The organism is uncultured Methanobrevibacter sp. (genome assembly GCF_937881195.1).
Lineage (GTDB): Archaea > Methanobacteriota > Methanobacteria > Methanobacteriales > Methanobacteriaceae > Methanobinarius.
The window spans coordinates 1-11,577 of sequence record NZ_CALGFC010000036.1 but is presented as its reverse complement, the minus strand read 5'-3'; the positions used below and the strand labels follow the sequence as shown (position 1 = coordinate 11,577).

Here is an 11,577-nt window from a genome sequence, read left to right as displayed (position 1 = left end):
AAGTATGTATTTTTACTGAGGTTTATTGAAATATTATTAAATTAAAAGAATTTTTAGTAGGTGAAATTATGAAAAAAGCTTTGATTTTATTAGGGTGTCCAGAATCTCCTTCTCAAACTCCAATGGCAGTTTATTCTTCTCAAAAGTTAGTTAATATGGGGTATGATGTTACTATAGCAAGTACTCCATCAGCATCTAAGCTTTTAGAAGTTTCTGATCCTGATGAATATTATATTAAAAATAAAATTGATATTGAAACATGTTTAGAAAATTTAGAAAAAGGACAATATGATTTATTAGTGGGATTTGTTCATAAAGATGCAGCTGCTTCATATTTTATTACTTTTTACCACATTCTTCAATGTGAATCAATTGCTTTAGTCTTTGAAAAAGATAATGATTTATTGGAAGATTTTGTTAAAATTGTTGATGAAAACACGGATTCTAAGATTGTAGCTGTAAGAGCTTTCCATAATCCAACTCCTCTAAGAGTTAAATTTGATAAAGTTTTAAAAGAATTGTAAATATTTTAAAGAATTGTAAATATTTTGTTTTAGGTTGTGATTTTATGTCATTTTGTTTAGATACTTATCTTCAGCAATCAGATGATTATGAAGTTTTATTATCTCGTGCAGGTTTTAAAGATTGTGCAAAGGTTATAAAAGATAAATCTACTGAAGTTCTATATATTAATCCAGGGGATAAGATTTTAGGGGCACGTATTATTGGAATTCCTCCAGTTCCTGTTGGTATAAATAAGGATAAAGGGACCGTAATAATTTCTTACACCAAACCATGTCATGGAACTGCAGCAATCGAGCTGCCTGTTGATGATAAAGAGATTGAGAATATTAGAAAAATTGCTATTAAAAATTAGTTTTACTATGAAATTAATCTATTTTTATATTTATAGTATATTTTAAGGACTTTAAACCTTTTTTTATATTAATCATATTTTCTATCCATATAATTTTAATTTTAAGTGTAATATGTTGGTTTTAAATACATATAATTTTTATTTAGTTATATAATTTAATTCTATTTTATAATTTAGCTTTATAATTTAGCTTTATAATTTAGCTTTATAATTTAGTTTTATAATTTAGTTTTATAATTTTATTTTATAATTTAATTCTAGTATATAAATTATATTTTATTAATTCTAAATTTAATCTATCAAACAAATAATTATTATTAAATAGATATATAGATAATTATTAATTAAATATGCAATTAATATAATTAAACAGATAATAAAAAATTTTTACATAAAAATTATTTCTAGGTGATCAAATTTTAAGCACTGTTGTTGGTAGTTATCCTGTCTATCTAAAAGAAAATAAATCTATTAAAGGAAAGATACTTTCTAATATAGGGGTTTATGACTCTTATAAATTAGCTATTCGTCATGCTGTGGATTCACAATTAAAAGCAGGTGTTGATATAATTTCTGATGGTCAGGTTAGGGGGGAAATGGTTGAAATTTTTGCTAAATCTATCCCCGGTTTTGAGATTGAAGGGAATACTTATCATATTAATTCTAAAATATATAAACATAATAAATCTATTGGGGCAAGTGATTTAAAATTAGCTATTAAATATATGGAAGAATTTTTATCTAAATCTGATGATATGTCTCCTGAAGAAAAATCTAAAAAAGGAGTTAAAGGAATAATTACTGGGCCATCCACTATAATACAATCTTCAAAATTAGGTCCAATATATAAAGATAAAAATAAAGCTATAATTGACATGGCATATGCACTTAGAGAAGAAGCAATAGCTCTTGAAAAAGCTGGAGCTAAATTAATTCAAATTGATGAGCCATTTCTTTCTACGGGTTTAATTGATATGGAAGTAGCTAAAGAAGCTATTGATATTATAACTATGGATATAAACATTCCTGTATCTTTACATTGTTGTGGGGATATTAAAAATGTTTTTAAGGATCTTATTTCATTCAATATATCTATTATTGATTGTGAATTTGCTGGACATCCGAATAATATAGATATTTTAAAAGAAAATGCTGATTATCTGATTAAAAATGGCAAAAAAGTGGGATTGGGTGTTATCGACACTAAAAAACAATCTATTGAATCCATAGAAGAAATATCTAAAATTATTGATAAAGGAATCAGAATAATGGGTAAAAAAAATCTCTTAATCGATCCTGATTGTGGAATGAAACTTTTACCTGATGATATAGCTTTTGGAAAGCTTAAAAACATGGTCAAAGCTATGAATTTAAAAAAATAATTATATTAATAATAATTATATTATTATTTTTAAATAAAAAATAAATGTAGAATTTCAAAACTATATAATAAGCAAATAATTTAAAAATAAAAAATATTTATTAAATAATTAAATAGCTAATAAGAAAGTACATGAAATTTAATAAAATAAATATTAAATATTAAAATAAGAAATATTTATATAAAAAAACAGTTAATTAGCTCTTAATAACATATAAACAGAACCGTAATCTGCTGAAGTTTTACCTTCATTAATTATTTTTCCATTTGAATCAGTAACTATTACTTTAGTAGTCCCAATTCCTTGTTGATTAATTGTTATACTTGCATAGCTATTTATATTTCCTAAACTAATATTTTTACTACCTGAACCACTATTTTGTGAATATTTTCCATCAATAGTAATATAAGAAGCCCATTCATTTTTTGTTTTTATTTCAATATTATAATCTCCCTTGGGAATACTGATTGTTGATGCTGTACTATTATTTCCCTCAATTGAAATATTTGCTTTATTAATTTCGTCTGTAACTTGATTAGCTACAAAAGCAAATGTTATAGCTCCAACCACACAACAAATAGCTATAACAATAATTAGTATTATAACTAATTTTTTTCCAGTACTCCACTCACTAAAACTCATTTTTACAACCTCTCATTGAAAATACATATTCTTATTAATAATTTATATTTATAACTATATAAGTATTATTAATTATTTTTTTTTATTAAATAAGATTAGTTTAATGGGGTAAGTTTTATATAAGGTTTATTGAGCATAAAAAATATTTTCGTGGATTTTTATTTTTATAAAAAGATAATATAAAATTTTGGGCATGAATAATTAATTAATATAATATTTATTTTCTAATTTTTGATTATTTAATTATTAATATTTTTTAAACTAAAATAATTATATTTCATTTATATTCAATTTTTTCATATTTATTAAGAATATATTAAAGTAATTATATTTTACATTATAATTTTTAAAGGAGTTTTTTTATAGTAGTATACTTAATATATTATTATAAAATCAATATAATACAAGATATTATATGATTAAATTTAACTATTCAGTTTATAAATCGAAGTAATAATTATATGATAAATAATATATTACTATGTCGATATAAAAACATAATAAATACATTTCATAACTCTTTAATTATAATTAATTATTTAATTTTATTGATTAATTATATAATTAATTATCATAAAATTAGTTATATATTAATGACTTTGAAAAACACTTGGAGATATAAAATGCCTATATTATTAGAAGTTGATGAAATTGCTGATGGATGGGAGAAGTTAGCTAAAGAAATAATGAAAAATGGTAAAGATGTTAATGATGAAAGAGGTTCATTAACTAAAGAAATTTTGAATGTTATGGTTTCTATAAAAAAACCATTTGGAAAAAATGTTAATGGTGATTTTTTCAATATTCAATCTAATTCTAATGATATTTCGACTATCAGGGTTCCTGAAGGATATTTTTGGAAGGGTGATAGGTTAAAGACATATAGTGAACAATTTATAAGTGAAGATAAACAAGGATTTGTTTATACTTATGGTAATAGACTCAGGGCTCATTTTGATGGTGTTGATCAAATAAATGAATCAATTGAGCGACTTAAAAATTGTAGAGAATCTAGAAGGGCAATTTCTATAACATGGGATCAAGTTATTGATACAAAAAGTGATGAAGTTCCTTGTATGATTTTGGTTGATTTTAAAATAAGGGATGATAAGCTTTATACTACAGCTCTTTGGAGAAGTCATGATATTTATGGGGCATGGTTTCCAAATGCAGTAGGTCTTAGCTATCTAGCGCAATATGTTGCAGAAAAAGTTAACGCAACTATTGAAACAATAACAATCCACTCTATTAGTGCTCATATTTATGAAGTCAATTTTTCAGAGGCTAAAGAACTTTTATAATCTTTAAAAAGATTTATAATATTAAATCAGTTATTAAATGGTTTAATTTTAAATAATATTAATTCTAATATTTAATTTATTTCAATAAATTTAATAAGGATGATAGTAAAATAATTATTAATAGTAATTAAGTAGTATAAAATAATTATAATACTTATTAATTATTTAATAATGATTTTGGTTGTTTAAATAGTTTTAAATTTTTAAATTTTCATTTAGCAATATTTTAGTGATATATAAAATTTAAATATTGCGTTTTTAAATGAACTAATCATTATTATTTAAATTCAACTAATTAAAAAATTTTATATTTAAAATTAGAATATTTTTAATTCAAAATTAAAACATTTTTATATTTAAAATTAGAATATTTTTATATTAAAATTAAAATAGTTCTATAATTAAAACATTTCTATATTTAATTTTTTATATTAATAAAATTAATAATAAACTTAATAAAATTATCTAAAGGAGATATAATGAAAATTAGTATGTCACATGGTGCAGGTGGAGAAGTTATGGGAAAACTTATTTCTGAGACCATTCTTAATAATTTGTCAAAAAAATCGGTAAATGGGGGAATAGGTTTAGATGCTCTTGATGATGGGGCAACAATACCTTTAGAAGATTATGAAGTAGTTGTAACTACAGATGGTCATACTATAAATCCTTTATTTTTTCCTGGTGGGGACATAGGTAGAATTTCTGCAGCAGGAACAATAAATGATGTTGCTGTCATGGGAGCAAAACCATTAGCAATTACTAATGCAATGATAATTAAAGAAGGTTTTTCGATTGAAGATTTAGATAAAATTGTAAAATCTATGGATGAAACTTGTAAAGAAGCCGATGTAGCAGTTGTTGCTGGAGATACTAAAGTAATGGAACAAGATAAAATTGATGAATTAGTTATAGTCACTACTGGTATTGGTATTGTTGAAAAGGGTAAAGCTATAAGGGACTCTGGTTTGAATGTTGGAGATAAAATAATTATAACTGGGAGTGTTGGAGATCATGGAATGTCTTTAATGTCTTTTAGAGAAGGTTTCGGTTTTGAAACAGACCTTAAATCAGATGTTGCTCCTGTTTGGGGAATGGTAGAAAAAGCTCTTAAGGTTGGTGGTGTAACTGCTATGAAAGATCCAACAAGAGGAGGATTAGCTAATGCTATCAATGAAATGGCAACTAAATCTGGAGTTGGAGTTCTTCTTCAAGATGAATTAATACCTATAAAGCAACAAGTCAGAGCTGTTTCTGATATGCTTGGTATAGATCCTTATGAAGTAGCTAATGAAGGAAAAATAATAATGGGTGTTAAAGCGGATTTGGCTGAAGAAACATTATCTGCAATTTCTAAAGATAAATATGGAAAAGATGCAGTTATTATTGGGGAAGTTATTGAAAATGATAATAGTCATGTTTTAATAGAAACCAAAGTTGGAGGAAAGAGAATATTAGAATCTCCAATTGCAGATCCAGTTCCTAGAGTATGTTAATTATATATTTTGGTATTTTAAATATATAATAAGTTATTTTAATTATATATTATTTTTAATTATAATTTAAAATTATTTTTTAATATAAAACTTCATTATTATATTTATTTTAGTTCTCAATAATGATTTCTAATAATTATTTATTTAAAATGGTGTTATAAATGGTGAATTTATTTAAAAAAAGGGCTTTAGCTTATATTGCTGATTATTTTGTTGTTTCAGCAGTTATGTGGATTATAGCAGAATTATTATATTTTATAATATTTCCGTTTTCAGCATTTTTTGTCTATGAATATCTAATAATATTAACGCCTATTGTTGGACTAGGGTACTTTGTTTTATTGGAAAAGAACTTAGGAACAACAGTTGGGAAACATTTATTATTCTTAAAGGTTATTTCAACAGATAGCTATAATTATAACAATAAAATTTCTTATAAACAATCTATAATAAGAAATCTTTCAAAGATTTATTGGATACCAATAATCTTTGATATTTTAATTGGAAGATTTGTTGGATCTTCAAATGAAAGGATCTTAGGAAGATTATCTAATAGTGAAGTTGTTTCTGAAGATGTTGATTATCCAAGTAAAATAAATCTAAAACAGGATAGTGATAGTTAATTTTCCTATATTTAAATAATTTGAATACTTTAAATTTTTAAAAAATTTAAATTTTTAAATTTTTAAATATTTTATTATATTTTATATTGTTATCATAGTATATTAAAAAATATTATATTAAAAATACTTATAATTATAAATTTTAAAAGTTATATAAGAAAATGAAGTTTTATTTATAAGATTACAATAAGAAAAGAAGTTTTATCTATAAACATACTTTTTTAATAAAGTTTTATTTATAAAAAATTATAAAATAGGTGATTAATTTGGAAACAATTATCTGGCCCGCTTATATTGATTCAAGTAAAAGTAGAAGTGATGGAAGGAAAATAAGTAAAGATGATGCTATTTCTCATCCAAAATTAACTGAAATTGCTCGTGCTGCACGTAAATTAGGTTTAAGTCCTAAAACTGAGGATGATAAATCATATCCTAAATTTTGGTGGGATGATACTGGTAGAATAATAATTGAACGTGAGGAAGTATCTAAAAATAAGATTTTAGTTGATATTAGTCAATCGATAAAATCTTTAAGAAAAAGATAATTTATTTAAATATATTTCAAATAAATTTCAAATAAATTTTAAAATGAATATGTTTAATACTAATTTTAAATAAAAGTTCATTAATTATACAGTAATAAGTATTTAATAATAATATTATTTTGCTTTTGATTTTAAGATAATATATTATAAATTTATAATAGATATTTAAGTAAATAATTTTTTATAATACATATTTAAGTAGCTATTTATTCGCATTATTGTTATTATCGTTATTTTTTTGTCATTATTGTCATTATTAATAATAATTTTAATATAATAATTATTTAAATTTAAAAACTTTAAAGGGAAAAACATGGAAAAATTGCCTTTTGAAATGAAACAATCATTTAATAAAGCTAAAGAAATCATTGAAAATTCAGAAGATATTAAAATATATAGTCATAATGATTGTGATGGTATATCTTCGGGATCTATTTTATCTACAATCCTTGATAGACAACAAAAAGATCATGAAATTGAAATTGTTAGTTTAGATAGACTTGAAAACTTAGAAATAGAAAATGAACTAACTATTTTTTCTGATTTGGGATCTGGTCAGGAAGTTGACAAGCTAGCTAAAAATAATTCAAAGATAATTATTTTGGATCACCATCCTCCTATTAGGAATTTAAATTATACTAAAAATGTTTCTCATCACTATTTGGAAATAAATCCTCTTCATTATGGTATTGATGGTTCTTATTATGTATCTGGGGGAGGATTAAGCTATCTTTTAGCTAGAGAATTTGGTTATATTGATTTAAGTTGGATTGGAGTTCTTGCTGCTATTGGAGATATGCAAAATAGTCGTTCTGGTAAACTTGAAGGTTTAAATTCAATTATTTTAAATGATAGTATTAATCAAGGTTATGTTCAATCAATAAATGATTTATCTTTATATGGTAGACAGACAAGGCCATTATTTGTAGCTCTCTCTTATTTTAGTGATGTTAATTTACCAATAACAAACAACAGGACTGAATCAATAGCTTTAATGAAGGATTTAGGAATTCCTCGAAAGATTGGTGATAGATCTCGAACACTTAGTGATTTAGACAATATTGAAAAAGGAAAATTATTTTCAGAACTTGTTAAAATGTTATCTAAAGAAGTTCCTAAGAGATATATTCATCATGTTCCAAAGCTTGTAGCTAGTGATTCTTATGAGTTTATGATGGAAGAAAATCATACTTTTTTAAGGGATGCCTCTGAATTTTCAACAGCTATGAATGCATGTACAAGAAACAATAGGGAAGATATAGCTTTAAAAATACTAAAAGGTAATAGAACTGATGCATTAGACCAACTGGAAATTATTTCAAAAGAACATAGGAGATATCTTGCTAAAAATATTAATAGAATTGAACAAGAGGATATGATTAAGAATTTGGATAATGTACAATATTTTGATGGGGATGGTATTAAGAGTCAAGTTGTGGGAACTATTGCTGGTATGATTCTTAGCTATGGGGATTGGAAAAAACCTATGATAGGTTTTACACAGATTAGTGATGAAGATGAAGATTTAAAAGTTTCTTTGCGTTGTTCAAGACTTCTTGCTTATGATGGGATTCACTTTGGTAATATCATAAGAAAAATATCTAAATCTGTTGGAGGCAGTGGAGGCGGTCATTCTGTGGCTTGTGGAGCTTATATTCCTCTTGAGAAAAAAGAAGACTTTCTTTCTAGTTTTAATAGTCATTTAAATGGAGTTTTATAAATGAAAATTTTATTTTTAAATTTACCATATAAATTCAATATTAGCCGTGCTAGCAGATGGCCTGAAAAAACAAAAGCAGGGACATTATATTACCCTTATTGGTTAGCTTATGGTGCAGGGGTCTGTGAGAAAAAAGGGATAGATACTAAATTAATTGATTGTATTACAAAGGGTTACTCTACTGAAGATACTCTAAATGAAATATCTAATTATGGGCCTGATTATATAATGGCTGAAATTACTACTCCTACATGTTTTTATGATTTTGATACAATAAACACTATAAAAAATAAAAATCCCAATATCAAAATTATTATTGGAGGCACTCATGCAACTATATTGGCCGAAGAAGTTTTAAATCAATGTGACGGAATTGATTATATTGTTCGTCAAGAATATGATTTCACAATACCTGAAATTATCTTCACTGAGAATAATTTTGGAAATTCTGATGATAAAGGCAATATTTCTAATATTAAAGGATTGTCTTATAGGTTTAATGAGAATAATATTCAAAACACTAGTGAGAATATTAATGAGAATAAGACTAATAATCCTAATATTAATAAGAATAATAAGCCTAATATTAATAAAACTAATAATAATGGCAATATTAATGAGGAGAATCATAATAAAATCATAATTCATAATCCTGACAGAATTCCTTTAGATAATTTAGATGAACTTCCATTTGTTTCAAAGGTTTATCAGAAGTTTTTAAATGTTGATGACTATGCATATGCTTTTGCCCAAAAACCAATGATACAAATTGTAAGTGCTAGAGGTTGCCCTAACAAGTGTAATTTTTGTTCATATCCTTCTACAATGGGAGGAAGGCTATTCAGGACTAGGAGCACAAATGACCTTGTTGATGAAATAGAATATATATTAACAGAAATGCCTGAAATTAAAGAAATTTTCATTGAAGATGATACATTTACAGTTAATAATGAAAGAGTTATTGATTTTTGTGAAGAAATAATTAATAGAAATTTAAATCCAGTATGGTCTTGTAACACTCGGGTTGACCTACCTTTTGAGGTTATGAGTAAAATGAAACAGGCAGGATGCAGATTACTTGTCACTGGATATGAATCAGGCTCTCAAAAAGTTTTAGATGAAATTAAAAAGGGAATAACTCTACAACAATCTCTTGATTTTTCAAAAAATACAAAAAAGTTGGGAATTAAAGTATTTGGATGTTTTATGATTGGTTTGAAAGGAGATAATTTAGATACTATAAATGAAACTTTTGAGTTTGCAAAAAAAGTTTATCCTGATATGTGCTTTTTTCAACAAGCTGTTCCTTTTCCAGGAACTGAATTTTATGATTGGGTAAAAAATGAAGGTTATCTTATTACTGAAGATTATTCAAAATGGTTAAATAATGATGGTTATTTGAATTGTCTTGTAAATTATCCATATGCTAGTTCTGAAGAGATTGAAAAAATTAGGGATAATCTTATGAGTAAATATTATTTCTCATTTACATATATATTCAAAACATTTTTGAGTAATTTAGATTGGATAGAGTTTAAAAGGGTTGTTCGTGGAGGATATGCTTATATCTCTTTTAGAATAAAAAAATTACTGAAGTGAAAGTGATATTAATCATATTTTGCATATATTTTTATAAAATACAATTAATCTATAGGAGGTTTTTATTATTACTATTATTAGTATTGATAAATATGGCAAAAAAAATATAGCTAATGGTAAAAATGAAGCTAGTGTAAAAGACAATAATTCTATCTATAAAATTAGTATTATAATGCCTATTTTTAATGCTGAAAAACACCTTAAATCTTCTTTAGATTCAATAATTAATCAATCTATTGGTCTGGAAAACCTTCAAGTGATATTAATAAATGATGGTTCTACAGATGATAGTAAAAATATATTAAATGAATATGCAAGAAAATATGATAATTTTTTAGTTATCCATATTGAAAAAAATATTGGGGGAGCATATGGTCCAAGGAATATTGGTATAAAATATGCAAGTGCAGATTATTTAATGTTTTTAGATTCTGATGATAGATATGAATTAAATGCTTGTGAAATTCTTTTTGGAAAAATATCTTCTAAAGACTATAAGAATTTGGATATTGTATTTGGTAGATATAAGCGTATATATAAAGATGAAAGTCATAATGGATATCTAGATAAAAAAAATGAAGAAAATTATGGGGAAAATAATGAAATAAATTATTCTAAAGGTCTCAATATGGAATATATTCAAAAATCATATTCTCCTTATGAAGATAATATTTTTGAATACAGTGATGATGTATTAGAAAATTACTATCTTTCGCCTCCTGCTTCTTTCTTTTGGAAAAATATTTTCAGTAATCTATTTTATGGTAAAAAAATAAAAAAATATGATTCTAATAAAGAATACATAAAAGAGATTTATATCCGAGATATTAATAATAATGTGGATATCTTAAAGATTCTCCCATCTATTTGGACAAAAATATATAGTAAAGATTTGATTATTAATAATGATATTAAATTTCCTTCTTATATATCTGGAGAAGATTTAAATTTTGTTATAGAATCCTATCTGAATGCAAAAGGAATATTATTTTTAAATGAATCATTTATAACTAATTATTATATGAGAGATTCTCAAGAAAATAAATCTATTACAAAAGATATTTCTTTTAAACTTGTTTTAGATTCTTTAAAATCCTATAAAACCTGTTTAGATTTATGTAATAGTTATAAATTTCAGTTTGCGGATGTAATTTTGAATCCTTTCTTACTGAATTGGATTCAACTATTTTTAAAATTCAATGGAGATAATAAAGAAAAAAAAGAACTTCTAAATTTAGCTAAACAAATGAAAAAGTCCAATAATGGAGGGTTAATGTTCAAATTATTAATCTCATTTACAATTTTCATAATAAGAATATTTTAATTTAATTAAATAGTATTATTATTATTATTATTATTATTATTATTATTATTATTATTATTATTATTATT

Annotated in this window: 11 protein-coding genes; 10 read left to right on the top strand and 1 reads right to left on the bottom strand. The window is 24.3% G+C overall.

Features of this window, described 5'->3' with window-relative positions:
• The first annotated feature begins 68 nt into the window (after positions 1-68).
• The 3 genes from Q0087_RS05535 to Q0087_RS05525 all read left to right on the top strand — a co-directional run bounded on the left by Q0087_RS05535 (position 69) and on the right by Q0087_RS05525 (position 2,259).
• A complete protein-coding gene (locus tag Q0087_RS05535) occupies positions 69-524 on the top strand; it encodes a DUF1890 domain-containing protein (protein WP_297898685.1) in 456 nt (151 codons plus the stop codon).
• A gap of 44 nt (positions 525-568) precedes the next feature.
• On the top strand, positions 569-877 hold the full coding sequence (locus tag Q0087_RS05530; RefSeq protein ID WP_297898684.1) for a DUF1894 domain-containing protein: 309 nt from the start codon (positions 569-571) through the stop codon (positions 875-877).
• 416 nt (positions 878-1,293) lie between these two features.
• The gene (locus tag Q0087_RS05525; protein ID WP_297898698.1) at positions 1,294-2,259 is read left to right on the top strand and encodes a methionine synthase; all 966 of its coding nucleotides are present in this window, start codon (positions 1,294-1,296) and stop codon (positions 2,257-2,259) included.
• Between the two features lie 192 nt (positions 2,260-2,451).
• Here the strand turns inward: Q0087_RS05525 and Q0087_RS05520 are convergent, their stop codons facing one another.
• Positions 2,452-2,901, bottom strand: a complete 450-nt coding sequence (locus tag Q0087_RS05520) for a hypothetical protein (RefSeq protein ID WP_297898683.1) — start codon at positions 2,899-2,901, stop codon at positions 2,452-2,454.
• Between the two features lie 623 nt (positions 2,902-3,524).
• Between Q0087_RS05520 and Q0087_RS05515 the strand changes: the two genes are divergently transcribed.
• From Q0087_RS05515 to Q0087_RS05485, 7 genes are all read left to right on the top strand, one after another.
• Positions 3,525-4,202, top strand: coding sequence for a thymidylate synthase (locus Q0087_RS05515; RefSeq protein ID WP_297898682.1), 678 nt, complete (start codon positions 3,525-3,527; stop codon positions 4,200-4,202).
• A 479-nt stretch (positions 4,203-4,681) separates the two neighbouring features.
• Positions 4,682-5,698, top strand: a complete 1,017-nt coding sequence (gene hypE / locus Q0087_RS05510) for a hydrogenase expression/formation protein HypE (RefSeq protein ID WP_297898681.1) — start codon at positions 4,682-4,684, stop codon at positions 5,696-5,698.
• A 161-nt stretch (positions 5,699-5,859) separates the two neighbouring features.
• Positions 5,860-6,321 (top strand): RDD family protein, encoded by a 462-nt coding sequence (locus Q0087_RS05505; RefSeq protein ID WP_297898680.1) that lies wholly within the window; start codon positions 5,860-5,862, stop codon positions 6,319-6,321.
• Between the two features lie 266 nt (positions 6,322-6,587).
• A complete protein-coding gene (locus Q0087_RS05500) occupies positions 6,588-6,866 on the top strand; it encodes a signal recognition particle subunit SRP19/SEC65 family protein (protein ID WP_297898679.1) in 279 nt (92 codons plus the stop codon).
• A 313-nt stretch (positions 6,867-7,179) separates the two neighbouring features.
• A complete protein-coding gene (gene recJ / locus Q0087_RS05495) occupies positions 7,180-8,586 on the top strand; it encodes a single-stranded-DNA-specific exonuclease RecJ (RefSeq protein WP_297898678.1) in 1,407 nt (468 codons plus the stop codon).
• Positions 8,587-10,185 (top strand): B12-binding domain-containing radical SAM protein, encoded by a 1,599-nt coding sequence (locus tag Q0087_RS05490; protein ID WP_297898677.1) that lies wholly within the window; start codon positions 8,587-8,589, stop codon positions 10,183-10,185.
• Positions 10,186-10,357: 172 nt separating this feature from the next.
• Positions 10,358-11,509 carry a glycosyltransferase family A protein gene (locus tag Q0087_RS05485; protein ID WP_297898676.1) on the top strand — a complete coding sequence of 384 codons (1,152 nt, stop codon included), beginning with the start codon at positions 10,358-10,360 and terminating at the stop codon, positions 11,507-11,509.
• Positions 11,510-11,577: the final 68 nt, after the last annotated feature.